Origin of the sequence: Brevundimonas sp. SORGH_AS_0993 (genome assembly GCF_030818545.1) — a bacterium.
Lineage (GTDB): Bacteria > Pseudomonadota > Alphaproteobacteria > Caulobacterales > Caulobacteraceae > Brevundimonas.
This window is the reverse complement of sequence record NZ_JAUTAH010000001.1, coordinates 1,455,771-1,481,807: the sequence shown is the minus strand read 5'-3', so window position 1 is coordinate 1,481,807 and position 26,037 is coordinate 1,455,771. Positions and strand designations below refer to the sequence as shown.

Here is a 26,037-nt window from a genome sequence, read left to right as displayed (position 1 = left end):
TCGTCAGGCGTAGTTCTGGATCGGGCGGACGTCCAGGTCGCCGGCCTTGATCGCGCCGATGGCCTGGGCCGCCGCAAGGGAACCCGCCGTGGTGGTGTAGTAGGGAATCTTCATCATCAGGGCGGTGCGCCGCAGGCTGAAGCTGTCCTGCAGCGACTGCTTGCCCGAGGTGGTGTTGAAGACCAGCTGGACCTCGCCGTTCTTCATGGCGTCCACGATGTGCGGGCGGCCTTCCAGCACCTTCTTGACCAGTTTCACCTCCAGCCCCTGTTCGACCAGGTAGCTGTGGGTGCCGCCGGTGGCCATCAGGCTGAAGCCCTCGGCCAGCAGGGTGCGGGCGGCGTCGACGATGAAGGGCTTGTCCTCGTCCTTGACCGAGATGAAGGCGCAGCCCGAGGTGGGCAGGGTCGTGCCGCCGCCGATCTGGGATTTGGCGAAGGCTCGGGCGAAGGCGGGGGCCATGTCGGCCTCGCCGTCGCGCTTCCAGTCCAGGCCCATGACCTCGCCGGTCGAACGCATTTCCGGGCCCAGGATGGTGTCGACCCCGGCGAAGCGGGCGAACGGGAAGACCGCCTCCTTGACCGCGATATGGTCATACGGCTTGTCGGTCAGGCCGAAGGACTTCAGCGGCACGCCCGCCATGACCTTGGCGGCGATGGCGGCGATGGGCTGGCCGATGGTCTTGGCGACGAACGGCGCCGTGCGGCTGGCGCGCGGGTTCACTTCCAGCACGAAGATGCGGGGTTCGGCGCTGTGCGGCTCCTCGATGGCGAACTGGACGTTCATCAGGCCGCGCACCTTCAGGGCCTTGGCCATTTCGGTGGTCTGGCGCTTCAGCTCGGCCACCGTCTCGGGCCGCAGCGACCAGGGCGGCATGGAGCAGGCGCTGTCGCCCGAGTGGACGCCGGCCTCCTCGATATGTTCCAGCACCCCGGCGACGAAGACCGTCTCGTCGTCGCACAGGGCGTCCACGTCCACCTCGGTGGCGCGGTTCAGATAGTGGTCGATCAGGACCGGATCGTCGCCCGACACCCGCATGGCCTCGTGGACGTAGCGGTCCAGTTGCTCGCGGTCGTGGACGATCATCATGCCGCGTCCGCCCAGCACATAGGAGGGGCGCAGGACGACCGGATAGCCGACTTCTTCGGCCTTCTGCGCGGCTTCCTCGGCCGAACGGGCCAGGCCGTTGGGCGGCTGGCGCAGGCCGATGGCCTCCAGCATCTGCTGGAAGCGTTCGCGGTCCTCGGCCAGGTCGATGGAGTCGACGGACGTGCCCAGCACCGGAACGCCGTCGTCCTGCAGCGCGTGGGCCAGCTTCAGCGGGGTCTGGCCGCCGAACTGGACGACGCAGCCGATCAGCGTGCCGTTCGAGCGTTCGACCTCGATCAACTCCAGCACGTCCTCGGCCGTCAGGGGCTCGAAATACAGGCGGTCGGAGGTGTCGTAGTCGGTGGAGACGGTCTCGGGGTTGCAGTTGACCATGATCGACTCGACGCCGATGTCGTCGAAGGCGAAGGCCGCGTGGCAGCAGCAGTAGTCGAACTCGATCCCCTGGCCGATCCGGTTCGGACCGCCGCCCAGGATGACGGCCTTCTTCCTGTCCGAGGGCTGGCTCTCGCACTCCGGAACCTGGCCCAGGGCGCCGGTCTCATAGGTCGAATACATATAGGCGGTGGCGCTGGCGAACTCGGCCGCGCAGGTGTCGATGCGCTTGAACACCGGGCGGACGTTCAGGCCGCGACGGGCGGCGCGGACCGCCTTTTCCGTCTTGCCGGTCAGGGCGGCCAGGCGGGCGTCGGAGAAGCCCTTGGCCTTCAGGCGGCGGAACTCGGTCGGGTCGGTCGGCAGCCCCTTGACCCGGACGTGGCCTTCCTCGCGCACGATGTCGGCGATCTGGCGCAGGAACCAGGGCTCGTAGGAACAGGCGGCGTTGACCTCTTCCACCGTCAGGCCGTGGCGGAAAGCCTGGGCGATGACGCGGATGCGGTCGGGGGTGGGCACGCCCAGGGCGCGGACCACGGCGGCGCGGGCGGCCGCGTCGTCCTGCGACCCCGCGACGTCCTCGATCTCCACCTCGTCGAAGCCGTTCAGGCCCGTCTCCAGCCCGCGCAGGGCCTTCTGCATCGATTCCTGGAAGGTGCGGCCGATGGCCATGACCTCGCCCACCGACTTCATCGAGGTGCCCAGCAAGGGTTCCGAGCCCGGATATTTCTCGAAGGCGAAGCGCGGGATCTTGGTGACGACATAGTCGATCGACGGCTCGAACGACGCCGGCGTGACCTGGGTGATGTCGTTCTGAAGCTCGTCCAGCGTATAGCCGACGGCCAGACGCGCCGCGACCTTGGCGATGGGGAAGCCGGTGGCCTTGGACGCCAGGGCCGAGGAGCGCGATACGCGCGGGTTCATCTCGATCACCACCATGCGGCCGTCGGCGGGATTGATCGCCCACTGGACGTTCGATCCGCCCGTCTCGACCCCGATCTCGCGCAGGACGTTGATCGATCCCGTCCGCATCCGCTGATATTCTTTATCCGTCAGCGTCAGGGCCGGGGCGACGGTGATCGAGTCGCCGGTGTGGACGCCCATCGGATCCACGTTCTCGATGGAGCAGATGATGATGCAGTTGTCCGCCGTGTCGCGGACGACCTCCATCTCGTATTCCTTCCAGCCCAGGACGGACTCTTCGATCAGCACCTCGGTGGTCGGCGACAGGTCCAGGCCGCGCAGGACGATCTCCTCGAACTCCTCGCGGTTGAAGGCGATGCCGCCGCCGGTGCCGGCCAGGGTGAAGGACGGGCGGATCACGGCGGGCAAGCCGACGAACGCCAGCCCCTCCAGCGCCTCCTCCATCGAATGGGCGGCCTTGGAGCGGGGGCTCTCCAGACCCAGCTTGTCCATGGCGTCGCGGAACTTCTGACGGTCCTCGGCCTTGTCGATCACCTCGGCCTTGGCGCCGATCATCTCGACGCCATGCTTTGCCAATGCGCCGGTTTCATGCAGGGCCAGGGCCGTGTTCAGCGCCGTCTGGCCGCCCATGGTGGGCAAGAGGGCGTCGGGTTTTTCCTTGACGATGATCTTCTCGACCATCTCGGGCGTGATCGGCTCGATATAGGTGGCGTCGGCCACCTCCGGGTCCGTCATGATGGTGGCGGGGTTGGAGTTGACCAGGATGACCCGGTAGCCTTCCGCCTTCAGCGCCTTGCACGCCTGAACCCCGGAATAGTCGAACTCGCACGCCTGGCCGATGACGATGGGGCCGGCGCCGATGATGAGGATGGACTTGATGTCTGTGCGCTTGGGCATGGGGAGCCTCTTGTTCTTGTTCTGCGGGGCTAGTGGGTCACGACCGCGCATTCCCAGCCGTCGTACTCTAGCTGGAAGGCTGCGGCCCAGGTCTGCATCATGGCCGAGACGGGGGCGAAACTGTCCGCGTCGACCGCCATCGTGGTCTCTAGAATGGTCATGTCGCCCTCGCCGCGCGCGATGAAGCCGGCGCGGCGGGCCACCTCGCACAGGTCGCCGTGGCCGTCCTCGTCGCCCAGGAAGTAGAACAGGGTGTGGCGCGGGGTCACGCCGCTGTCGCCCTTCTCGGCCAGCGCCGCACGCACCATGGCGTCGCGTTCGTCATGACTGATGTGCGAAGCGTCCAAGAGACTGCGCCGTCCTTCATTCCCTGCGCGCGCAAGAAGCCGCCGCAGGGCATGGCCCTGCGACACCTGCGCCGTGTTGTCGGTTAAGCGGCCCGTTTAGAGAGGGAGGGTCCGACTGGCAAGACAGATGACAAAGCAGCCATGAAAAAGGGGGCGGCCGAGGCCGCCCCTTCTCCCGTCCAGATTCCTTCGCCTCTTACCAGGGACGGTAGTTCAGTCCGACGAAGAAGCGACGACCATAGGGGTCGTAGTTGGAATAGATGGTGGTTCCCAGAATGTCGCGTTGCTCCGCGTCAAACAGGTTCACCACCCCGGCCCGCAGCGTCAGATCATCGCGCACATTGTAGCGAACGGTCAGATCGTGACGAACGAACGGTCCGGTCTCCATCTGATCGGCCAGTCGCGCGTCGGCGTTGTTGATGAAGTCGCGCGCCCGAATGATGTTGGCGCTCGACTGCCAGTCGGCCGTCCAGTTGACGTTCCAGGTGTCGTTGGGACGCCAGGCCAGCGTGGAGCTGAGCCGGACGCGCGGATAGACGTTGGTGCCGCTGAGACCGATGCTTCCGGCCAGTTCGTCATAGTCGCCGGGGTCCGACTCGTTCAGAAACTGCTTCTGCTCGATCAGCCACGAACCGTTCAGGCGCCAGTCGAACGCACCCCAGTTCCTGCCGAAGTCGGCCGTGTCCAAGGTGTAGTTGGCGCCGAAATCGAGGCCGCGGGTTTCAAGGGCGGCGTAGTTGAAGGACCGCTCGATGAAGCCCCCGATCGGGTCGCCGGAGGGCGCGCCGACGCCGAAGGGAATGTTCGGCGCGTTGCGGAAGATCGAGTTGCAGGCATCCACGTTCAACTCCGCGCCATTGACGCAGTTGTTGGCGATGCCTTCGGCCGAAACCGAGGCGATGACCTTGTCGATGCGGATTTCGTAGTAATCCAGCGTCAGGGTCAAGCCGGGGGCGAAGCGCGGCTGCAGAACCGTCGAGAAGGTGAACGATTCGGATTCTTCCGGCTCCAGGTTCGGATTGCCGCCCGAGACGCCCGCGATGCCCGAGGTGTAGTTGGGGCGGAAGTCGTCGGTGTTGGTGGCGGTGGCGCCGGCGAAGTCGAACGTCAGGCCCTGCTGAGCGGCCAAGGCCGTGCAGTTCTTGATGCGGTTCGCGCGGGTTTCCTGGTCGTTGACCGCGGCGATGTTGGCGGTCGCACAGGGGTCGGAGAAGTTGTTTGCGAACGTCTGGCCATAGGGCGAATAGTTCTCGCCCAGGTTCGGCACGCGGACCGAGGTGTTGAAGCTGGTCTTGAAGGTGATGTCGCGGATCGGGCGGTAAACCAGGTTCACGCCATAGACGTCGACATTGCCGACGGTCGAATAGTCCGCCCAGCGATAGGAGCCGCTGAGTTCAGCATATTCGCCCAGCCGCGAGTCGCGGAACAGCGGCACGGACAGTTCCGTGAACACTTCCTTGGATTCGTAGCTGACTTCAGGGAAGTCGTCGCCGGTGTTCAGGAACAGCAGCCGGTCGCCAGCGGTCGCGCTACGGCCGATGGCCGACGTCGTTTCCTTGCGCCATTCGCCGCCGAACGCAAAGCCCAGGTTGCCCGCGCCCCAGAAATCCCACAGCTCGGTGGAGAAGGAGCCGACAGCCTGCTGCTGCTCGTTCATTTCCTTAACGGTGACGGCGGCGTCCACATACTGAAGCGCTTCGGCCGACTGATTGCCCGCGCCGAAGATGTTCAGCGGGGCGCACTGGGCGATCGAGTTGCGACCGTATTCCGTGTCCAGCAGATTGGTCGGATCGCCGTTGGCGTCCAGGCGATGCTTGTCGGCGATGAAGGTCGCGCCCTGGGCCTGAAGCAGTCTGGAACGACAGACGATCGAACCGGCGGGGCCAGCGGCGCCCAGGGTGTCGATGACGGAATCGGCGGCCAGGGCCATGCGTTGCGTATCGACCGCGCGTTCGATGTTCTCGATCTCGGCCTTGCCGTAGGTGTAGCCGATGTCCCAGGACAGGGACTTGGCGAAGCCCATCGGGCCGTGGTCGCCCCGGAAGCCGGCGACATAGCGCTGAATGTCGCGCGTGTTCGACTGCGTCCGATCGGGGCCGAAGAAGCTGTGGCGCGCGATCGGCAGGGCTTGGCTGCCGATCAACTGGCCGGCGTTGGCCGCGGTCGGCGGAGCGTAGATGTCGATCCGGTTCGCCGCGATCGCGGTTTTCAGGTTCTGCGGCAGGAAGGCGTTGTCGTCCCAGCGCAGGTCGAAGGCCGAGGTGCCCCAGATGGAGTTCGTGTCGTCCGCAGCGTACGAGCTGTTGTCCAGATCGACGTCGAAGAACGTGCGCTGACCCCGCATGAAGGTGTCTTCGGTGACGTATTTCGCTTCCGAGTAGAAGCTGACGGAATCCGTGATCTTGAAGTTGACGCCGACCTGATAACGCTGCGACTCGGAGGCCGGGACGCGGCTGTATCCCGCCACTTCGCCCAACGGCATCCCGTCGCCGCCGATGTTGTAGGGGCGATTGATGCCGACATTGCCGACGCGCTGGCCGAAGTTCGCCAGGCGGCCGTTGGCGCCGTCGTACACATAGGTCTTGCCAGGCGTGATGCCGTAGCAGTTGGCGGCGTAGGTGAAACCACCGCCGCTGAAGCAGTTCTGATAGGGGATGTTGGGGTTGGTCAGGTCGCTGGGCTGCTGGAGATTGGCCAGCGTGGTCTGGCCCCAGGGCAGGATGTCCAGGCGGTTGACGCCGTAGAAGACCGCCGCGTCGAGTTGGCCGTCATAAGGGGCGGTCGTCGGATCGGCGTCGATCGACAGGCGGATGGGCGCGCGACGAATCCAGTCGATGTCCATCGAGTCGACGTTGTCGATCTTCTCGTATTCGGCGTGGGCGTAAACGTTCAGGCGGCCATCGAGAAAGTTCTTTCCGATCAGGCCGGAAATGCGGCGGCTGGCTTCGCCGTTGTCGTTGATCTGGCCATAGTTGGCGTCGATCTCCAGGCCCTCGAAGTCCTTCCTCAGGATGAAGTTGACCACGCCGGACACCGCGTCGGCGCCATAGACCGAAGAGGCGCCGCCCGTGATGATCTCGACGTTCTGGATCAGCAGGCGCGGAATGGTGTCCACATCGACCGACAATTCGCCGCCTGACGATCCGACATGCCGGCGACCATCCACCAGCGTCAGGGTGCGACCCGCGCCCAACGAACGAAGGTTCGGCAGGGAGAGGCCGCCCGTGTTCAAGCTGGATCCCGTGGTGTCGGAGGGCACGGTGGAGTTCTGAAGCGCCGGAATCGTGGCCAGATAGTCGATGACGCTGGTCTGGCCGGTCGACAGGATTTCGTCCTGCGAAATCTGAATCAGAGGCGTGGGCGCATTGGCGGCGCTGCGGCGAATGCGCGAGCCGGTGACGACGATTTCATCAAGCTGCGTGGCCGAGGTGTCCGAGGGAGACACGGCCGGCAGGTCTTGTGCGAAGGCGGTGGTGGCGATCAAGGCGCCCGCCAGCACCGTCGATGACAATAGAATATTTCGCATATGAACTCCGTACAGCGCGGCCGATGGGGGAAAGACGCCAAAGGACGCCGTTGATCTGCCGCTTGCGGGTCACAAACCTGACACAGAAGGTCGCGTCAAGAAGAGCGATGATTATTCTAAGTATAACGTTGTTATACATAAAAGGTGTTTTGCAATAGCCACACCTGTCGCTGGCTTCCGGGAATTTATCTTCCAACATGCTCTGCCACTGTCAAAGCTTATTGAAGCGTTGCTGTAAATGGTTCCGAGCGGCGTCGATATGTCGCAGCGAACACGCGCCCTCAGCCTGTGATCGCCGCGATCCAGTCGGGCAGTTCGGCGATGCGGGACAGGGAGACGTAGCGGGGTTCGTCGACGGGGGCGTCGGCCAGTTCATGGGCCCAGGTGACGGCGTAGGGGATGTGGACGCCGAAGGCGCCGGCGGCGATGGCGGGCAGGACGTCGGACTTCATGGAGTTGCCGGCCATGACGGCCTCGGGCGCGCCCGTGCCGTGGCGGGCGAAGACCCGCGCATAGGTGGCGCGATCCTTTTCGGAGACGATCTCGACCGCGCTGAACCGTTCGCCCAGGCCCGAGGCGGCCAGTTTGCGCTCCTGGTCCAGCAGGTCGCCCTTGGTGATCAGGACCAGGCGATAGGTCTCGGATAGTTCGGCGACCACCTCGTCCACGCCGGGCAGGGTCTCGACCGGGTGGGCCAGCATCTCGCGGCCGGCGGCCAGGATTTCGCGCACGACATGGGGCGGGGCCTCGCCGCCCGTCAGCTCCATCGCCGTCTCGATCATCGACAGGGTGAACCCCTTCACGCCGTAACCATAGAGACGCAGGTTGCGTTGTTCGGTCTCGGCTAAACGCGCCTCGATGGTCGGTTCGTCGCCGTGTTCGGCCAGCAGATCGACGAACCGCGCGTGGGTCAGGCGGAAGATCGTCTCATTGTGCCAAAGGGTGTCGTCGGCGTCGAGGCCGACCGTGGTGATGAGCGTGGGCATGGGCGGGGTCCGTGGTCTGGGGCGCTCTTGGCCCGTGTCCGGAGCGAAGGCAAGGCGCGCGCCCGCCTTCGTGACTTGCAGGCGCGGCCGGGTTCGGACAAGGCTGAGGTCATGAGCGGTCGTCGTTTTTCATCACTGTCGGGCGTCCTGGCGCTGAGCCTGGCGTTGGCGGCCGGATCGGTCGCGGCGTCGTCCCAGGCGCCTGTGGAGACAGGGGCGCGGTTCTCGGACATCATGCGGACGCCGCCCTCGGCCCAGCGGGCGCGGCTGAACGCGCGGGTGTTCGACCGGGTCTGGAACGAGGTGCGGCGCGGCTATTACGACCCGCACCTGCACGGCGTGGATTGGGACGCGGCGCGGGCGCGGTTCCGGCCCCAGGCCCTGGCGGCCACGGACGAACACGGCCTGTATCGGACCATCAACGCCATGCTGGACCTGCTGGATGACGGTCACGCCGCCGCCAGCCCGCCCGCCGCCGTCCGCCGCCAGGACGCCCGCTACGCCCGGCGCGCCGTCATGGGCATGACCCTGATGCGGGGCGATGCGCCCGATGTCTGGACGGTGGAGCGGGTGCGGCACGGCTCTCCGGCCGAGGCGGCCGGGGTGCAACTGGGCTGGACCCTGACCAGCCTGGACGGACAGCCGTGGTCGCCGGACGTGGAGACGCATGAGGGACGACCTGTGCATCTGGTCCTGACCGACGAGACGGGGACGCGGCGCGAGACGACCCTGGTTCCGCAACTGATGGACGGGATCGAGCCCTTCACCGCCGACGATTCCCATGCCGGCGTTCTGGTCCTGACGGTCGAGCAGTTCGACCAGGGGCTGGGGCGCTGGCTGGGCCAGGAATTGGACGGTCTGCCGCCCGACGTCGGGGTGATCCTGGATCTGCGCGCCAATCCGGGCGGACGGCTGTGGGAGGCCGAGTCCGTGCTGACCTGTTTCCTGCCGCGCGACCAGCCCTGGGCCACGCGCACCGGCCGGACCGGGCGGGCGGTGGTGCTGAGGGCGTCAGGCGACTGCGGCGATCGGCGCGATCCCGTGCCCAATCCCGTCGCGGTCCTGGTGGACGGGGCCAGCCGGTCTGCGGCCGAGCTGACGCCGGCGGCCCTGCAGGAGGCGGGGCGCGGCCTGGTGATCGGCGAAAAGACGCCCGGGTCCGTGCTGATCGCGCAGGAGACGGACCTGCCCGACGGCGGTCGGCTGACGCTGAGTCGGGCCGATTTCGTCACCGCGCGCGGGGTGCGTCTGGAAAAGCGGGGCGTCACGCCCGACATCGCCGCCCCGCGCACCCTGACCCAGAGGCGCGCCGGCGAAGATCCGGCGCTGGAAGCGGCGATCGCGGCCCTGAGGGGCCAGGATCGGGCCGGGAGCGCGAACCGGCCCAGCGGGCTTTAGGGCCTGATTCAGGCTCTAGCAGCATTTGAACCCGCCAGCCCCGCCGAACCGGCGCTGTTCGTGCAGGCGGAAGAAGGCGACCTTGTCCAGCGGCGGCTGGTCCGGGTGGGTCGTCTGGGCGTGGGCGACATAGGCGTCGTAGTCCGGCTGGCCGATCATGGCGCCGGCCGTGCGCCGGACGCCGCGACCCCAGCGCAAGGCCGTGTCGCGGCAGCGGCAGATCAGAGCGTCGCCGCCCTCAGGCACGGGCCGCGTCCGCCGCTTCGTCGGCGGCGGTCAGGTCGTGGCTCTCGGGATATTCGCGCACGGTCGGACGGTTGTTCAGATGGGCCTTGCGGCACGCCAGGACGCCATAGACGACCATGGTGACGACCACGAACAGGAAGCCCGCCGTCAGCGCCGAGTTGACGTAGTCGTTGACGATGATGCGGTGCATATCGCCCGTCGTCTTGGCCGGGGCGATCAGTTCGCCGGCGCCCAGGGCGTCCTGGTACTTGCGGGCGTGGGCCAGGAAGCCGATGCGGACCTCGGGGTGGAACAGCTTCTGGAAGCCGGCCGTCAGGGTGCAGATCAGCAGCCAGGCCGCCGGCGCCGCCATGACCCAGGCGAACGTCTCGCGCTTCATCTTGAACAGGACGACCGTGCCCAGGATCAGGGCGACGGCGGCCAGCATCTGGTTGGCGATGCCGAACAGGGGCCACAGGCTGTTGATGCCGCCCAGCGGATCGACCACGCCGGTGTAGAGGAAGTAGCCCCACAGCCCGACCGTCAGGGCCGTGGCCACGACGTTGGCGCCCCAGGACTTGGTCTCGCGCATCTTGGGCACGGCGACGCCCAGCAGGTCCTGGATCATGAAGCGGCAGACGCGGGTGCCGGCGTCCACCGTGGTCAGGATGAACAGGGCCTCGAACAGGATGGCGAAGTGATACCAGAAGGCCATCATGGCCTTGCCGCCGATCACGCTGGACAGGATGTGGGCCATGCCGACCGCCAGGGTCGGCGCGCCGCCCGCGCGCGACAGGATCGAATGTTCGCCGACGTCGCGGGCCAGCTGCTCCAGCTCTCCCGGCGTGATGTGGAAGCCCCACTGGGCCACGGCGGCGGCGGCCGAGACGGCGTCGTGACCGATGACGGCGGCCGGGCTGTTCATGGCGAAATAGACCGCCGGATCCAGCACCGTGGCGGCGATCAGGGCCATGACGGCGACGAAGCTTTCGCACAGCATGGCGCCGTAGCCGATCATCGGAATCTGGCTCTCGTTCTCCAGCAGCTTGGGCGTGGTGCCCGACGAGATCAGGGCGTGGAAGCCCGACACCGCTCCACAAGCAATGGTGATGAACAGGAAGGGGAACAGGGCGCCGGCGAAGACCGGGCCGGCGCCGTCGATGAAGGGAGTGACGGCCGGCATCTGCAGATGCGGCCGCACGATCAGTATGCCGACGGCCAGGGCCGCGATGGCGCCGATCTTCAGGAAGGTCGACAGATAGTCGCGCGGCGCCAGCAGCAGCCAGACCGGAATGACCGAGGCGATGAAGCCATAGACCATCATCAGGATGGCCAGGGTCGGGCCGGTCAGGGTGAAGGCCGGGCCCCAATAGGGATCGGCCGCGACATGGCCGCCGCCGATGATGGCCAGGATCAACAGGACGACGCCGATCACCGACACCTCGCCCACGCGGCCGGGCCGCAGATAGCGGGTGTACAGGCCCATGAAGATGGCGATGGGGATGGTGGCGGCGACGGTGAAGGTTCCCCACGGGCTTTCGGCCAGGGCCTTGACCACGACCAGGGCCAGAACCGCCAGGATGATGACCATGATCATCAGGACGCCGATTTGGGCGATGACGCCCGGGATGTTGCCCATCTCGGTGCGGATCATGTCGCCCAGCGACTTGCCGTCGCGGCGGGTGGACATGAACAGGACCATCATGTCCTGAACCGCACCCGCCAGCACCGCGCCGACCAGGATCCACAGCACGCCGGGCAGATAGCCCATCTGGGCGGCCAGCACCGGGCCCACCAGCGGCCCCGCGCCGGCGATGGCGGCGAAGTGGTGGCCGAACAGGACGTTTCGGGGCGTGGGCACATAGTCCAGCCCGTCGTTGCGCCGCACGGCCGGCGTCAGGCGCGCGGGGTTCAGCCCCATGACCTTGTTCGCCAGATAGCGGGCGTAGAACCGATAGGCGATGGCGTAGGTGCAGACGGCGGCGACCACCATCCAGACCGCGCTGATGCTCTCGCCCTGATGCAGGGCGATGACGCCCAGAGAAACGGCCCCCAGGATGGCGATGGCGCCGAAGATTACGGGTGTGCTGAGTTTGCCCACGACAAATCCCTCCCGACCGGCTGACTGCGGCCCTCGCCCTTGGTTTGCACCACAACGCGGCCCCAGGCCAAGCGGCTAAAGTCGTAGAAGACGCCGGACCGAGCGGGTTTGGCGCGCGGCGTGGGTGAGTAGTGTTAGTGAGCGAAGAGGTGAGCTGGCATCGCATGGGCGGGGCCGCCTCGGCTCACCCCTTCGCTCACTAACACTATTCACCAAGGGCGGCTTCAGCCCCGAACCACCTTCACCCGCCCGGCCGCCTCTCGCGCCCGTTCGCGGGCTTCCTCGACATCGGCGCCGCGCGCGGTCGCCACGCCCATGCGGCGGCGCTCGAAGGCTTCGGGCTTGCCGAACAGGCGCAGGTCGGCGGTGGGGACCGACAGGGCCTCCGCGACGCCGTCGAAGGCCACGCCCTGCGCCTCCATGCCGCCGTAGATGACGGCGCTGGCGGCCGGTTCGCGCTGGGTCACGTCGACCGGCAGGCCCAGGATGGCGCGGGCGTGCAGGGCGAATTCGCTCAGGATCTGGCTGGCCAGGGTGACAAGGCCGGTGTCGTGCGGGCGGGGCGAGACCTCGGAGAACCAGACCTGGTCGCCCTTGACGAACAGTTCGACGCCGAACACCCCGTAACCGCCCAGGGCCGCCGTGACCTTGCCGGCGATGTCCTGCGCGGCGGCCAGGGCGGCGGGGCTCATGGTCTGGGGCTGCCAGCTCTCGACATAGTCGCCCTTGACCTGACGGTGGCCGATGGGGGCGCAGAAATCCGTGCGGGTCTCGCCGTCGGCGCCGCGCGAGCGGACGGTCAGAAGCGTGATCTCGTAGTCGAAGTCGATCCGGCCCTCGACGATGACGCGGGCGCCCGCGACCCGGCCGCTGTCCTGGGCATAGGTCCAGGCGTCGGCGATCTGATCGGCGCTTTCGACGAAGGATTGCCCCTTGCCGGACGAGGACATGACCGGCTTGACGAAACAGGGATAGCCGACGGCCTCGGCCCCCGCCGCCAGTTCCTCGGCCGATCCGGCGAAGGCGTAGGGACTGGTGGGCAGGCCCAGGTCCTCGGCCGCCAGTTTGCGGATGCCCTCGCGGTTCATGGTCAGTTGCACGGCGCGGGCGGTGGGGACCACGCGCGCCAGCGCCGCCGCCTCGATGTCGGCCAGAACCTCGGTGGCGATGGCCTCGATCTCGGGCACGACGATGTGCGGCGCCTCGGCCAGGATGACGCCGTTCAGCACCTGGGCGTCGGTCATGGGGATGACGTGGCTGCGGTGCGCGACCTGCATGGCCGGGGCGTTCGGATAGCGGTCCACGGCGATCACCTCGCAGCCCAGCCGCTGAAGCTCGATCGCGACCTCCTTGCCCAGTTCGCCCGAGCCCAGAAGCATGACGCGGACGGCGGTGTCGGAAAGCGGGGTGCCGAGTTTCATGATTATTCCGTGAAGATTTAACGGGGTAGGTGACGCCAGCGGCCGTCGCGGTGTGCGTCTTCAAGGGCCGTGACAAGCTCAGCAGCAACTCCACGCTGGCGGAGTTCGCTGGGCGACATGAGGACGGTTTCAGCGCAGGCCGAGGCCGCGTAGGCCAAACCAACGACCCGTAGAGCTAGTCCGCCCTTTTCCGCGTCCAACCATGCGTCCAAAGGCTCGTCACCCAACAAAACTTCGGCGCAATCCCCTTCGCCGTTATCTCGCCGTTGCTTGCGGGCTTGCTGACCATACCAGACCTTGAGCGACCGCGATCTAAGGAGCTGCGGCCAGTGAGCGGTGGCCTCATATCGCGGAAAGGGCATAGTCTGCGGCAGCATCGTCGACCAATCGATCGTCTCGCCGGTTGAGAGGTCGAAGGTCATCGACGTCTGCTCCCCATTCCCATGGGCGCCCCCGCAATAGCTGTCTGTGGTGATGAGCAGACTGATAAAACGTGGCCCGGTCATTGGGGTTTCGACAGAACGTGTCCACACCACATTATCGTTTTCGGGCCTCATCGCCAGGCAGTCTGATCGGTTCATCCGATCCACATCGTCTCTCAGGTCGAGCCGCGCGTTGATCGCCCGCGCCTGCGGGCTATCGGCGTTGACACGCGGCAGGGCGGCGAAACCCTCGGCGAGGTCTGGCGAGAAGGTCAGCGCGGATTGAGCGTCCGCTTCAGTCGAACGCCCGCAAGCGGCCAGCAGCGTAAGACACGCCAAGCTGGCCGCAGCCCGCATTACAGCCGCGCCTTGACCGCAGCCACGATGGCGTCCGAGGTGATGCCGAACTTCTCGTACAGGACTTCGGCCGGGGCCGAGGCGCCGAAGCCGGCCATGCCGATGAAGGCGCCGTCTTCGCCGATGAAGCGTTCCCAGCCCTGTTTGATGGCGGCCTCGACGGCGACGCGCACCGTGCCGCGACCGATGACGGCGGCCTGATAGGCGGCGTCCTGCTGTTCGAACAGTTCGAAGCTGGGGACCGAGACGACGCGGGTGGGCGTGCCTTCGGCCTCCAGAACCTTGGCGGCGTCCAGCGCCAGGGCCAGTTCCGTGCCGGTGCCGAACAGCGTGACCTTGGCCTCGCCGTCTGCGGCCTTGATCTCATAGGCCCCCTTGGCCGACAGGTTCTCGGTCGACGGGGTGGTGCGGACCGCCGGGGTCTTCTGGCGCGACAGGGCCATGGCCGAGGGGGCGGTCCTGGTCTGAAGCGCGACCTGCCAGCACTCCATCGCCTCGACCGTGTCGGCGGGGCGGAAGACCAGCAGATTGGGGATGGCGCGCAGGGCGGCCAGATGTTCGACCGGCTGGTGCGTCGGGCCGTCCTCGCCCAGGCCGATGGAGTCGTGGGTCAGGACGTGGATGGCGCGCACGCCCATCAGGGCGCCCAGACGGATCGCCGGACGGCTGTAGTCCGAAAACACCATGAAGGTGCCGCCGTAGGGGATGACCCCGCCGTGCAAAGCCAGGCCGTTCATGGCGGCGGCCATGCCGAACTCGCGGATGCCCCAGTTGACGTAGCGACCCTCATAGGTCGGGGCGTCCAGGATCGGCGTGCCCTTGACGAAGGTGTTGTTCGAGCCGGTCAGGTCGGCCGAGCCGCCGACCAGTTCGGGGATGGCGGCGAACAGTTCGTCCAGGGCGGCGCCCGACGACTGGCGCGTGGCCTGGGCCGGTTGCGTCTCGACCAGTTCGGCGATCTTGGCGTTCAGGGCGTCGAAGGCGGCCTCGGGCAGGTCGCCCTTCATGGCGCGGGTGAAGTCGGCGGCCTGGGCCGAGGCGGCGAGGCGGGCCTCCCACTTCTTGCGGTCCTTCGATCCACGACGGCCGACCTTATGCCAGGCCGACAGGATGGTCTCGGGCATTTCGAACGGGTCGTGATCCCAGGCCAGGCCCAGGCGGGTGGCGGCGATCTCGGCGGCGCCCAGGGCCGCGCCGTGGGTCTTGTGGCTGCCTTCCATAGTGGCGGCGCCCTTGCCGATCTTGGTCTTGCAGGCCAGCAGGACGGGCTTGTCCTGGCGGATCGCCCACTGCATCGCCGACTTGATCGCCTTCATGTCGTGGCCGTCGACGGCCTTCACCGCCCAGCCGGCCGCCTTGAAGCGGGCCTTCTGGTCCACGGCGTCGGACAGGGAGACCTTGCCGTCGATAGTGATCTCGTTGTCGTCCCACAGGACGGTCAGCTTGTTGAGCTTATAGCGGCCGGCCAGGGCGATGGCTTCCTGCGACACGCCCTCCATCAGGCAGCCGTCGCCGGCGATGACCCAGGTGCGGTGATCGACCAGGTCGTCGCCGTATTTGGCGGCCAGATGCCGCTCGGCCATCGCAAAGCCGATGGAGGTCGCCAGACCCTGGCCCAGCGGGCCGGTCGTGACCTCGACGCCGGGCATGTGGCCGTACTCGGGGTGGCCGGCGGTCTTGGAGCCCCACTGGCGGAAGTTGGACAGCTCCTGCTTGGTCGCGGCCTTGTAGCCGGTCAGGTGCAGCAGGGCGTAGATCAGCATCGAGCCGTGGCCGGCCGACAGGATGAAGCGGTCGCGGTCGGCCCAGTCGGGGCGCGAGGCGTCGAACTTCAGGAATTTGGAGAACAGCACCGTCGCCACGTCGGCCATGCCCATCGGCATGCCGGGGTGGCCGGACTTGGCCTTTTCGACGCCGTCCATGGCGAGGACGCGGATGGCGTTCGCCATCTGCTCGGGCGTGGCCTTCGGTGCGGATTTGGCGTCGCTCACGGCGGAGACCTTTCGGACGATGCGGAATTAAAGAGGCGGCGCCGCTTTACCCCGGCGCGTCCTCGGGTTCTATACGCAATTTGCAAGGAGCGACCGATGGCAGACGCCACAACGGCCGCACGGGCGCGCATCGACCGCGCCTTGGCCGAATTGGAACGCAAAATCCTGGAACTGAAGGCGCGCACAGCCTCGGCGCCCGCCGTGGCGGACGACGACCTGTTCGCGCCGCGTCCGTCCGATCAGCGCGTCGCCGAACTGGAGGTCGCCGGCCGCGAGGCGTCCGAAGCCCTGGGCCGCGCGGCCCAGGCGGTGCGCGAGGTTCTGGCCGAGACCGCCGAAAGGGAGGACGACTGATGGCGACCGTGACCGTGGAGGTGAACGGCCGACCCTACGCCATCGGCTGCGCCGACGGCCAGGAGGAGCGGGTCCGCATCCTGGCCAAACAGTTCGACAACCAGGTGCGTCAGGTGGCCCAGGACGTCGGAAACGTCGGGGACCTGAGGCTTTTTCTGATGGCGGCCCTGATCCTGTCGGACGAACTGCACGAAGCGCGGCTGAACGGCGGCAAGACGACCGGCCCGGCGCCCGCGCCCACCGCCGCGACCCATGACGGCGTGGCCGAGGCCCTGAACGCGGTCGCCGCCCGGATCGAGAAGATCGCGCAAACTATCTGATCCGCCGGTGCTGGCGCGTTCGGTCGCAAGGGCCTATCTTGATCGACGGCGGGTCCTGCTGCGGCTCACGTCGGAGGCAACATTTCCTCGCGACCTTAATTCACTCGAAGGGATCTGTCCCTGTCCGGGCTCGAGGGCCTGGGCACACGGAGCCCACCTGGCTACCCAGGTCGAGAGGATTTAAACCGCTCTTCACGGTTCACGCGGCGCCGCCAACCTTTTCTCTTTCTCGTGCGCTATCGCTCGCCGCGCGGCGGCGCGCTGCTTGAGCGCGTTTTCTCTCTGTTTAGGGCGCTACCGCTCGCCGCGCGGCGACGCGCTGCTTGAGCGCGGGTGCGCGTTCCGCCGGAGGGGTGTAAGGCGGCGGCATGATCCTGGACAAGCGCGAACTCCGGTCGGCCATGCGGGCGCGGCGCAAGGCCCTGGCCGAGGCCGACGCCCTGGCGGCGGTGCGGGCGGCGGGCTTTGCGGATCGGTTGCCCCGCGCGGCGATGGTCGCCCTGTATCGCGCCATGGGAACCGAACTGGCCGCCGACGCCCTGGCCGTGGCGCTGGAGGCGGCGGGGCGGCGCCTGTGTCTGCCCGTCGTGCTGGATCGCGACGCCCCCATGATCTTCCGCGCCTGGACGCCGGGCGAACCGCTGGAACTGGACGCCGCCGGTTGTCCTGCGCCCCTGCCGCTGGCCGAGACGGTGGACCCGGACTTGATCGTCACCCCGCTTCTGGCCTTCGACGCGACAGGCGGGCGGCTGGGGCAGGGCGGCGGGCATTACGACCGCACCTTCGCCGCGCGGCCGCAGACGATCCGCATCGGCTTCGCCTACGCTGGGCAGAAGGTCGAGCGGCTGGAACTGGAAGCCCATGACATTCGCCTGGATGGTGTTCTGACCGAGACCGGCTATACGGCTTTCAAATGAGATTGGCATTTTTCGGCGACGTCATCGGCAAGTCCGGCCGCGACGGCATCAGCGATCATCTTCCGGGCCTGAAGCGGGATCTGAAGCTCGACTTCGTGGTCGTGAACGCCGAGAACGCCGCGGGCGGGTTCGGCATCACCGAGAACACGGCGCGCGAGCTGTTCATGGCCGGCGCCGACTGCCTGACCCTGGGCAACCACAGCTGGGACCAGCGCGAGGCCCTGACCTATATCGTGCGCGAGCCGCGCCTTATCCGGCCGGCCAATTATCCGCGTCTGATGGATGCGCCGGGCGCCGGGGCCAATCTGTTCGAGACCGATACAGGGCGCACCGTTCTGGTCATGAACGTGCTGGGCCGGGTCCATATGGACCCGATGGACGATCCGTTCGGCGCGGTGGAGCGCGAACTGGCGGCCGCCCCCCTGGGCGCCGTGGCCGATGCGGTGATCGTGGATATGCACTGCGAAGCGACCTCGGAGAAGATGGCGATGGGCCATTTCTGCGATGGGCGGGCATCGCTGGTGGTGGGCACCCACACCCACGTCCCGACGGCCGACTGCCAGATCCTGCCCGGCGGCACCGCCTATCAGACCGACGCCGGCGGCTGCTGCGACTATGACAGCGTCATCGGCAACGAGAAGGACGAGCCGCTGCGCCGCTTCACCACGCGGATTTCCGGCGGCCGCTACACCCCGGCCTCGGGGCCTGCGACGGTGTGCGGCGTCTTCGTCGAGACCGACGACCGCACGGGTCTGGCTGTCCGGGTCGAGCCGATCCGTGTCGGCGGCCGACTGTCCCAGGCGATTCCGACGCTCTGATCGTCAGGCCGCGCTGAGGGTGTTCGATCCGGCCTCGATCACCAGGGTCTGGCGCAGGCTCAGCGTTCCGTCGCGGTCCGACACCTTGTCCAGCACCTTGAACTGGGTGGTCCAGCGGTCGGGCCGGGCCTCGCACACCAGATAGCCACGCTGGTTGTTCAGGAACTTCAGCTGCGGATTGGCGGCCATGAATCGGTCGTAGTCCGCGCGTCGGTCCGAGCCGTTTCCGCCCGAGCTGATCGAGGTGCCGACGAACTCCACCGCGATGGGCCGGCCCTCGGGCTGGCCGCCGTCCAGCCACAGCCCGCCGGCGAAGTTCTGGTGCTCGTCGCCGGTCAGGACCACGACATTGTCGATGCGCCGGTCGCGGATATGGCCCAGCAGCCGGTTGCGCGGCACGCGATAGCCGGCCCAGCTGTCGGTGTTGACGCCCTTGCCGCCCGAGGTGTTGCGGTTCAGGTCCATCATCATGACCTGCTGGGCCAGGGCCTTCCAGCGGGCGGTCGAGCGGTTCAGGTCGTTGAACAGCCAGGCCTCCTGGGCGTCGCCCAGCACCTGGGCCTCGGGCGATTCCACGCCGGGGCAATAGCTGTTGAAGCGGTCGTCGCAGGGCTGGTCGCTGCGGAACTGGCGGGTGTCCAGGAAGGATACGTCCAGCAGGTTTCCGTATTGCGCGCGGCGATACGCCTGCATCGAGGCGCCGCGCGGGAAGGCGGACTTCCGCATCGGCATGAACTCGTAGAAGGCCTGCAGGGCGGCCGCCCGGCGCAGCAGGAAGACTTCGGGCGGCGCGCCTTCCGGGTCGTGGTCGCCAACCCAGTTGTTGTCGACCTCGTGGTCGTCGAAGGTGCAGAACCAGGCGGCCGATCCCCGCGCGGCCTGAAGGTCGGCGTCCACGGTGTATTGCGAATAGCGTCGGCGATAGTCGTCCAGGCTGAACACCTCGCCGCCCAGGTGGATGCGGGGATTGTCCTGAGGTCCGTCCGCCGTCTGATAGATAGGGTTGCTGCGCCCCTCGTAGATGTAGTCGCCGTACAGGAAGACGAAATCCAGATCGTCTTCGGCCATGTGGCGGTGGGCGGTGTAATAGCCCTGCTCATAGGCTTGGCAGCCGGCGACGCCGAACCGGACGGCGTCCAGCGCCGCGCCGACGACGGGCGTGGTCTTGGCGCGACCCGTCCCGCTGCGCTCGCTCCCGCACTGGAAGCGGTAGAAATAGGGGCGGCCGGGCTCCAGCCCCCCGACTTCGACGTGGACGGAATGGCCCAGTTCGGGGCGGGCGACGGCCTCGCCCGACTGGACGACGGTGCGGAAGCCGCGGTCGGCCGCCACCTCCCATTTCACCGCCACGGGCGCCCTGGGCATGCCCGAGCCATAGGCCAGGGGATCGGGCGCAAGGCGGGTCCAGATGACGAAGCCGTCGGGCAGGGGATCGCCCGCCGCCACGCCCAGACTGAAGGGGTTGGTGTCGAAGGCCGCCTGGGCCAGGGCCTGACCGCTTCGCGCCAGGACCAGGCCGCCGCCGAAGACCGCCAGGATCGAACGGCGCGAAAGGACGGGGCGGGTCATGGGCGGCTCCGAGGCTGAGGCTCGAAACCTAGGCCGTCATTGTGACGGTTTGTCGATCAGCGGGGCCGGCGCGCCCGCAGACGCAGGCGCATCGGCTCGCGGCTGCGCAGGGTGATCTGATGCACGGGGCGGGGCTCGACCGCCGTGATCGGCTCCACCTCGGCGACGCGCAGGATGGCGGCCAGGGCGATCATCGCTTCCTGCAGGGCGAAGGCCGCGCCGATGCAGACGCGGGGTCCGGCGCTGAAGGGGATGTAGGCGTAACGGTCGATGGCTCTGCGGTTCTCGGGCAGAAAGCGTTCCGGCCGAAAGGCGTCGGGGTCGTCCCACAGCAGGGTGTGGCGCTGAACGATCCAGGGCGAGATGATGACGGTGGCGCCGGCCTTGATCGGCTGACCGCCCACCACGTCCTCGGCCAGGGCCTTGCGCGCCATGGTCGGGGCGGGCGGAAACAGGCGCATCGTCTCCTCCAGCACCGCGCGGGTCCAGGGCAGGCCCTCCGCCCATTTGGGATCGGAGACGTCGAAGGCGTCCGCCTCGGCCTGTAGCCGGGCCAGATATTCCGGCTGGCGCGACAGCAGGTGCAGGGTCCAGCCCAGTGCGCGGGCCGTGGTCTCGTGCCCCGCCAGGATGAAGGTCAGGATGTTGGCGGCGACCTCTTCGTCGCTCAATCCGGGGCCGCCGGTCTCGTCCCGGGCCAACAGGAGGGCGCTCAGCAGATCGGGCGGGATGTCGCCGGCCTGGATGTGCGCACGGCGGGCCTCGACCAATCGGGTGACGCGCTGTTCGAAGAAGCGGGCGGATCGGATACTGGCCAGGCGGCCCAGACGCGGCGCCCAGTCGGGGGCGCCCAGCACGTCCAGCGGATCGATGCGCCCGCCATTGGCCAGAAACTGGTTCAGGGCGCGCTCGAACCCGCGCGCCTCGCCGCCCAGTTCGTCCGAGAACAGGGTGGCCGACAGGATGTCGAAGGTCAGGCCCGACATCTCGGAATCGATGTTCAGCACCCGGCCGTGCGCCGACAACGACCAGCCGGCGACCCGCGCGTCACAGACCTCGGCCATGCGCGCGTTCAGGGTCGCCATCCTGGCGGGGGTGAACAGGGGCGCCAGAATGCGTCGGACGCGGCGCCAGGCGTCGCCTTCGGTCAGCAACAGCCCTTGCGCCAGCATCGGCCCCAGCACACGGCGTTGCAGGTCGCCCTTTTCGTAGTTGGCGGCGTTTTCGGTCAGGACGTGCCGCACGCCCTCCGGGTGGCTGACCACCAGGATCTCGCCGAACGCAGACTGGCCGTACAACTGCGGCTCGGTGAAATGCCGCTCGGACCACATGCGGATCGGATCGCGCCAACTGATCCACAGAAACGGCAGCAGCGACAGGGGCTTGCCCGCCCGACGGGGCGGGACGGCGGGGCGGAAGACGGTGTCGGCGGTCGTCGCATCCATCAGACGCTCCCTATTCAAGTCGCCGGTTCAGCCGGGCGCATCGTCCCTGAAACGCTGGATCTGATGCATGCGTTCATGCAGGATCGTCACGATCCCGACCGCCTCGTCGGACAAGATGCGCCAATAGACGTAATGATGTCCGCATCGCGCATGGAAGCCATCGACGCCGAACTCGGCTGGAATGGCGCGCCATGCGACACGGCGGGCCGCGATGTCTTCGAAACAGGCGAAGAGCTGACGGATATAGGTCTGCGCCTGCGCCTCGCCCCAGGCATCGCGGCTGTAGGCGTAGATGTCGTCTAGACGACGACCGGCCGCTTCCTGAATCCGAAATCCAGTCATGGATTTTAGGGGCGGCTGTTGCGAGCGAACACGGTGTCGGCGTCGAGCAGGCCGTAGCTGGTTTCCGGCGCTTGGAACGCCGCCGTCAGTTCAGCCTTCAGCCGGTCGAACCTTTCAGTTTCCACCCGGTCGCGGTCGCGTCGGATCAGATCGCGGACATATTCGCTGACGTTTTCGTACGCGCCGTTCTGTCCCACGTTCGTAGCCACGAACTCGCTCAGCGGGCCGGTGACGCGGACGTTTAGGGTCATGGAATTCGACATTGCGCTCTCCTCTGTCCTTAATCTGAGGAATATCGATGACAATGCAAGGCTGGCGGCTCAGTTCGCCAGGGCGGTCTTCGGCGTCCAGACCTTCATCTCGGCGATCTCGCGGGTCCGGGTGTCGATCACGGTCTGGGCCATGCGGCGGATGTCGGGGTCGCGGCTGTCGCGTAGGGCGATGCGGGCCGAGGCGACGGCGCCCTCGTGGTGGGCGATCATCCTGGCGACATAGGCATGGTCGGCCGTCTGGCGGGCGGCCTCGGTCTCGGCCGTCGTGCGGGCCGCCGCCGCGTGATTGGCGGCGGATGTGTCGCGCAGCGCCTGCTGCACCGGATCGCCGCCGCCGTCGCAGGCCCCCAGCGTCAGGACCAGGGCGACGGGAACGGCGGCGCGGATCAAGCGGCGTCGCCCAACCAGCCGGGCATCCAGCCTTCGTGCCATTCGCGCAGATGGGCGACGGGGATGCGGAACAGTTCGCCCTTGTCGCCCCTGGAGGCGAAGGCGTCGCCGCCCGCGTGGCCGACGACCGAGGCGTGCAGGCCGGCGGCCTGGGCCTTGGCGATCAGGGCCTCGGCGTCGGTCACGGCGACCAGATAACGGGCCTGATCCTCGCCAAACAGGAAGATGTGGGCGTGGGCGGCGCTGGAGGCGTCCAGCGTCACGCCGACGTCCGACGCCAGCACCAAGTCGGCGGCGGCGGCCGATCAGGCCGCCGTCGGACAGGTCGTGAACCACGGTCAGTTCGCCGCCCTCGATCAGGCCGCGCACGAAGTCGCCGGTCTGTTTCTCCAGCTTCAGGTCGACGGGCGGCGGGGCGCCGTCCTCGCGGCCCAGGACCTCGCGCAGATAGATCGACGCGCCCAGTTCGCCGTGGGTCTGGCCGATCAGGACCAGGGCGTCGCCCTCGGCCATGCCGGAGAAGCCGGTGACGACGTCGTAGTTGGGCAACAGGCCCACCGCGCCGACCGTCGGGGTCGGCGGAATGGCGACGCCGTTGGTCTCGTTATACAGCGACACATTCCCCGAAACGACGGGGAAGACCAACTCGCGGCACGCCTCGGCCATGCCGTCGATGGCGCGCACGATCTGGCCCATGATCTCCGGCCGTTGCGGATTGCCGAAGTTCAGATTGTCGGTGATGGCGATGGGGCGGCTGCCCACGGCGGTCAGGTTGCGCCACGCCTCGGCCACCGCCTGTTTGCCGCCCTCGTAGGGGTCGTTCTGGACATAGCGGGGGGTGCAGTCCGAGGTGACGGCCAGGCCCTTGTCCGTGCCATGCACCCGCACCACGCCCGCATCGGCGCCGGTGGAGGAATCCTGGAGCGTATCGGCCATGACGTGACGGTCGTACTGTTCCCAGATCCAGCGTTTGGAGGCCATGTCGGGGCAGGCGACGACCTTCATCACCGCGTCGGCCCAGTTGTCGGGCGCGGGGACGTCGGCGGGGCTCAGTTTCGGCTGCAGCTCGGGCTGGACCCAGGGGCGGTCGTACAGGGGGGCGTCGTCGAACAGGGGCGCCAGCGGCACGTCGCAGACGGTCTCGCCGTGATGCGTCAGCACCAGATGGCCGGTGTTCGTGGTCTTGCCGATGACGGCGAAGTCCAGGCCCCATTTCTGGAAGATGCGATAGCCGACGTCTTCGTAACCGGGCTTCAGCACCGCCAGCATCCGCTCCTGGCTTTCCGACAGCATCATCTCATAGGCCGTCATACCGGTTTCGCGCTGGGGAACCTGGTCGAGGTCCAGTTCGATCCCGACGCCGCCCTTGCCCGCCATTTCGACGGAGGAGGAGGTCAGGCCGGCGGCCCCCATGTCCTGAATGGCGGCGACGGCGCCGGACGCCATCAGCTCCAGCGTGGCCTCGATCAGCAGCTTCTCGGCGAAGGGATCGCCGACCTGGACCGTGGGGCGTTTGGCCTCCGACTCGTCGTCGAACTCGGTCGAGGACATGGTGGCGCCGTGGATGCCGTCGCGGCCGGTCTTGGAGCCGAAATAGACCACGTCATGGCCGGCTTCCGGCGCGGCCGAATAGTAGATCTCGTCGGCGCGGGCCAGGCCGACGCACATGGCGTTGACCAGGATGTTGCCGTTGTAGCCCTTGTGGAAGTTGGTCTCGCCCGCGACCGTCGGCACGCCGACGCAATTGCCGTAGCCGCCGATGCCGGCGACCACGCCCTTCACCAGACGTTTCGACTTCTCGTGCGAGGGATCGCCGAACCGCAGGGCGTTCAGCAGGGCCACAGGGCGCGCGCCCATGGTGAAGACGTCGCGCATGATGCCGCCCACGCCCGTCGCCGCGCCCTGATAGGGTTCGATGTAGGAGGGATGGTTGTGGCTCTCCATCTTGAAGATGCAGGCGTCGCCGTCGTCGATGTCGATGACCCCCGCATTCTCGCCCGGCCCGCAGATGACGCGCTCGCCGGTGGTCGGGAACTTGCCCAGATGGATCTTGGAGGACTTGTAGGAACAGTGCTCGGACCACATGACCGAGAAGACGCCCAGTTCGACATGGTTCGGCTCACGCCCCAGCCGGTCCAGGACGACCTGATATTCGTTGGGGGCCAGGCCGTATTCGGCGGCCAGATCGGCCATCGACTTTTCGGGGGTCTTTTGCGGAGCGCTCATGGGCCGCGCTTCTAGCGGTCGCAGGGCCAAATGTCAGCCCGCCGGAACATCGAAGATCGTGGGCGGTTGATTCCTGCGACCTGAAACAGGAGCCTGTTCCATGACCGACATGACGCACGATCCCGCCGCCGCGCCCGACGACGCGGACCGCCCCAGCATCGCCGCCGACGACGCCGGCGCCACGGCCCTGGCCGAGGCGGCCCAGAAAAAGGCCGAAAAGGCCGAAGAGGATGAAGAGGGCGAACGGGACGGGGAGGACGCGGCATGAGCGCCGACCCCCGCCACATCGTCCCGGCGGACGGTCAGCAGATGAACCGCTCCAACGATCCCGCCGTGACCCGCGACCTGGACGCCGAGGCCCCCGAAACGGCCTTCCGCAGCCGCCAACGCCTGACCGGCTCGGCCGTCGGCGTCGGCAGCGTCGGATTCCATGAGGCCGGGGCCTTCGACGTGGGCGCCGACGACCATGACCCTCAGGACGATCCGGTCGCGGGTTAGCGTTCGACGCCGGGCCGTAGCCGGAAGCTGAGCAGCACCCCGCCCAGCAGCAGCACGATCGCCGCGCCCAGGGCGGTGAAGGCGACCACCGGCTTGCCGTCCGCCTGTTCCGCCACGAAGGCGCCCAGTAGGCCCCACGCGGCGGGCAGGGGATAGGCCAGGGTCCGCAGAACAGCCGTCACGCCCAGTGCGACCGCCGTGGTCGCCACGATAGCCACGATGGCCCAGCCCTGCGGCGACAGGGCGGCGGGCAGGGCCTGGAACGCCGTCGCCGTGGTGATCAGGTTCAGGGGCGCGGCCACCGTCAGCCATCCCGCCAGGGCCGCCAGCGGCCAGACCAGGAAGAGGCGGTCCCGTTCGAACCGGCCCACGCCGCGAATGCCGCGCGCATAGGACAAGAGGGGCGCCAGAAGCGAGATCAGGGTGGCGAAGATGATGATGACGCTGGCCGCCTTCAGGTTCAGGGCGGCGACGACGATCCACAGCCCCAGGCCGAAGAAGGCCACGATGGACGGCAGGCCCATGCGGGTGATCAGGTCGCTCTCGCCCGTCTGGGGCAGGACCTGGCGGATCGCATAGGCCAGTATGCCCAGATAGATCAGGCCCCAGATGGAGAAGGCGTAGCCCGCCACGCGCAGGGTCGTGTTTCCGTCGGCGGCGAACTGCGCCTGGTTCAGGCCCAGGCCCGCCAGGTTCTGCACGATGGGTGTGACGATGGCGAAGACGGCGGCGGCCAGGACGACCAGACGGCGCGTGCGCTGGCCGGGGGTGGGGCGAAGGATCGAGGACATGGGCATTCCCTTGCGGCG

Annotated in this window: 21 protein-coding genes, 1 other RNA gene and 2 pseudogenes; 8 read left to right on the top strand and 16 right to left on the bottom strand. The window is 67.6% G+C overall.

The annotated features are described in order from the left end of the window. Positions 1–3 precede the first annotated feature (3 nt). The 4 genes from carB to QE389_RS07320 all read right to left on the bottom strand — a co-directional run bounded on the left by carB (position 4) and on the right by QE389_RS07320 (position 8,162). Positions 4–3,303: a carbamoyl-phosphate synthase large subunit gene (gene carB / locus QE389_RS07335; protein WP_307365886.1), complete on the bottom strand. Its 3,300-nt coding sequence runs from the start codon at positions 3,301–3,303 to the stop codon at positions 4–6. 29 nt (positions 3,304–3,332) lie between these two features. Further along, on the bottom strand, positions 3,333–3,650 hold the full coding sequence (locus QE389_RS07330) for a ribonuclease E inhibitor RraB (RefSeq protein ID WP_307365884.1): 318 nt from the start codon (positions 3,648–3,650) through the stop codon (positions 3,333–3,335). A gap of 196 nt (positions 3,651–3,846) precedes the next feature. After that, positions 3,847–7,176 (bottom strand): TonB-dependent receptor domain-containing protein, encoded by a 3,330-nt coding sequence (locus QE389_RS07325; protein WP_307365883.1) that lies wholly within the window; start codon positions 7,174–7,176, stop codon positions 3,847–3,849. Positions 7,177–7,457: 281 nt separating this feature from the next. Beyond that, positions 7,458–8,162 (bottom strand): HAD family hydrolase, encoded by a 705-nt coding sequence (locus QE389_RS07320; RefSeq protein ID WP_307365881.1) that lies wholly within the window; start codon positions 8,160–8,162, stop codon positions 7,458–7,460. Between the two features lie 111 nt (positions 8,163–8,273). On the opposite strand from QE389_RS07320, the gene QE389_RS07315 reads away from it, so the two are divergent. Further along, positions 8,274–9,560: a S41 family peptidase gene (locus tag QE389_RS07315; protein ID WP_307365879.1), complete on the top strand. Its 1,287-nt coding sequence runs from the start codon at positions 8,274–8,276 to the stop codon at positions 9,558–9,560. A 15-nt stretch (positions 9,561–9,575) separates the two neighbouring features. Here QE389_RS07315 and QE389_RS07310 read toward each other — a convergent pair whose 3' ends face one another. From QE389_RS07310 to tkt, 5 genes are all read right to left on the bottom strand, one after another. Continuing rightward, on the bottom strand, positions 9,576–9,806 hold the full coding sequence (locus tag QE389_RS07310) for a YbdD/YjiX family protein (RefSeq protein WP_373458297.1): 231 nt from the start codon (positions 9,804–9,806) through the stop codon (positions 9,576–9,578). Further along, the gene (locus QE389_RS07305; RefSeq protein WP_307365877.1) at positions 9,799–11,886 is read right to left on the bottom strand and encodes a carbon starvation CstA family protein; all 2,088 of its coding nucleotides are present in this window, start codon (positions 11,884–11,886) and stop codon (positions 9,799–9,801) included. The genes QE389_RS07310 and QE389_RS07305 overlap by 8 nt, the downstream gene beginning before the upstream one ends. A gap of 224 nt (positions 11,887–12,110) precedes the next feature. Next, positions 12,111–13,313, bottom strand: a complete 1,203-nt coding sequence (gene purT, locus QE389_RS07300) for a formate-dependent phosphoribosylglycinamide formyltransferase (RefSeq protein WP_307368965.1) — start codon at positions 13,311–13,313, stop codon at positions 12,111–12,113. 11 nt (positions 13,314–13,324) lie between these two features. Next, entirely contained in the window at positions 13,325–14,086 is a 762-nt protein-coding gene (locus QE389_RS07295; RefSeq protein ID WP_307365875.1) for a hypothetical protein, read from the bottom strand. Then, on the bottom strand, positions 14,086–16,077 hold the full coding sequence (tkt, locus tag QE389_RS07290) for a transketolase (RefSeq protein WP_307365873.1): 1,992 nt from the start codon (positions 16,075–16,077) through the stop codon (positions 14,086–14,088). The genes QE389_RS07295 and tkt overlap by 1 nt, the downstream gene beginning before the upstream one ends. 96 nt (positions 16,078–16,173) lie before the next feature. On the opposite strand from tkt, the gene QE389_RS07285 reads away from it, so the two are divergent. The 5 genes from QE389_RS07285 (at position 16,174) to QE389_RS07265 (ending at position 18,486) form a co-directional block, all read left to right on the top strand. Continuing rightward, positions 16,174–16,431 carry a hypothetical protein gene (locus QE389_RS07285; RefSeq protein WP_307365872.1) on the top strand — a complete coding sequence of 86 codons (258 nt, stop codon included), beginning with the start codon at positions 16,174–16,176 and terminating at the stop codon, positions 16,429–16,431. Next, positions 16,431–16,751 (top strand): cell division protein ZapA, encoded by a 321-nt coding sequence (locus QE389_RS07280; protein WP_307365870.1) that lies wholly within the window; start codon positions 16,431–16,433, stop codon positions 16,749–16,751. The genes QE389_RS07285 and QE389_RS07280 overlap by 1 nt, the downstream gene beginning before the upstream one ends. Positions 16,752–16,803: 52 nt before the next feature. Then, a non-coding RNA gene (ssrS, locus tag QE389_RS07275) (6S RNA) lies at positions 16,804–16,965 on the top strand. Positions 16,966–17,119: 154 nt separating this feature from the next. Then, on the top strand, positions 17,120–17,668 hold the full coding sequence (locus QE389_RS07270; protein ID WP_307365866.1) for a 5-formyltetrahydrofolate cyclo-ligase: 549 nt from the start codon (positions 17,120–17,122) through the stop codon (positions 17,666–17,668). Continuing rightward, positions 17,665–18,486, top strand: a complete 822-nt coding sequence (locus tag QE389_RS07265; RefSeq protein WP_307365864.1) for a TIGR00282 family metallophosphoesterase — start codon at positions 17,665–17,667, stop codon at positions 18,484–18,486. The genes QE389_RS07270 and QE389_RS07265 overlap by 4 nt, the downstream gene beginning before the upstream one ends. 3 nt (positions 18,487–18,489) lie before the next feature. Here QE389_RS07265 and QE389_RS07260 read toward each other — a convergent pair whose 3' ends face one another. The 6 genes and pseudogenes from QE389_RS07260 to purL all read right to left on the bottom strand — a co-directional run bounded on the left by QE389_RS07260 (position 18,490) and on the right by purL (position 24,730). Beyond that, the gene (locus tag QE389_RS07260; RefSeq protein ID WP_307365862.1) at positions 18,490–20,055 is read right to left on the bottom strand and encodes an alkaline phosphatase; all 1,566 of its coding nucleotides are present in this window, start codon (positions 20,053–20,055) and stop codon (positions 18,490–18,492) included. 56 nt (positions 20,056–20,111) lie between these two features. Beyond that, positions 20,112–21,500 (bottom strand): cytochrome P450, encoded by a 1,389-nt coding sequence (locus QE389_RS07255; protein WP_307365861.1) that lies wholly within the window; start codon positions 21,498–21,500, stop codon positions 20,112–20,114. Positions 21,501–21,527: 27 nt separating this feature from the next. Beyond that, the gene (locus QE389_RS07250) at positions 21,528–21,842 is read right to left on the bottom strand and encodes a type II toxin-antitoxin system RelE/ParE family toxin (RefSeq protein WP_307365860.1); all 315 of its coding nucleotides are present in this window, start codon (positions 21,840–21,842) and stop codon (positions 21,528–21,530) included. Between the two features lie 5 nt (positions 21,843–21,847). Then, positions 21,848–22,105, bottom strand: a complete 258-nt coding sequence (locus QE389_RS07245; protein WP_307365858.1) for an addiction module antitoxin — start codon at positions 22,103–22,105, stop codon at positions 21,848–21,850. A gap of 57 nt (positions 22,106–22,162) precedes the next feature. Beyond that, positions 22,163–22,405, bottom strand: a pseudogene (locus QE389_RS14665) (DUF305 domain-containing protein); the annotation flags it as partial. Between the two features lie 95 nt (positions 22,406–22,500). Continuing rightward, a pseudogene (gene purL / locus QE389_RS07235) lies at positions 22,501–24,730 on the bottom strand (phosphoribosylformylglycinamidine synthase subunit PurL). A 100-nt stretch (positions 24,731–24,830) separates the two neighbouring features. Here purL and QE389_RS07230 point away from each other — a divergent pair. Beyond that, positions 24,831–24,998, top strand: a complete 168-nt coding sequence (locus QE389_RS07230; protein WP_307365855.1) for a hypothetical protein — start codon at positions 24,831–24,833, stop codon at positions 24,996–24,998. Further along, positions 24,995–25,228, top strand: coding sequence for a Tat pathway signal protein (locus QE389_RS07225; protein ID WP_307365853.1), 234 nt, complete (start codon positions 24,995–24,997; stop codon positions 25,226–25,228). Before QE389_RS07230 ends, QE389_RS07225 begins: the two co-directional genes overlap by 4 nt. Here QE389_RS07225 and QE389_RS07220 read toward each other — a convergent pair. Next, complete coding sequence (locus QE389_RS07220) at positions 25,225–26,019, bottom strand: hypothetical protein (protein WP_307365851.1); 795 nt, start codon at positions 26,017–26,019, stop codon at positions 25,225–25,227. The genes QE389_RS07225 and QE389_RS07220 overlap by 4 nt on opposite strands. Positions 26,020–26,037 lie beyond the last annotated feature (18 nt).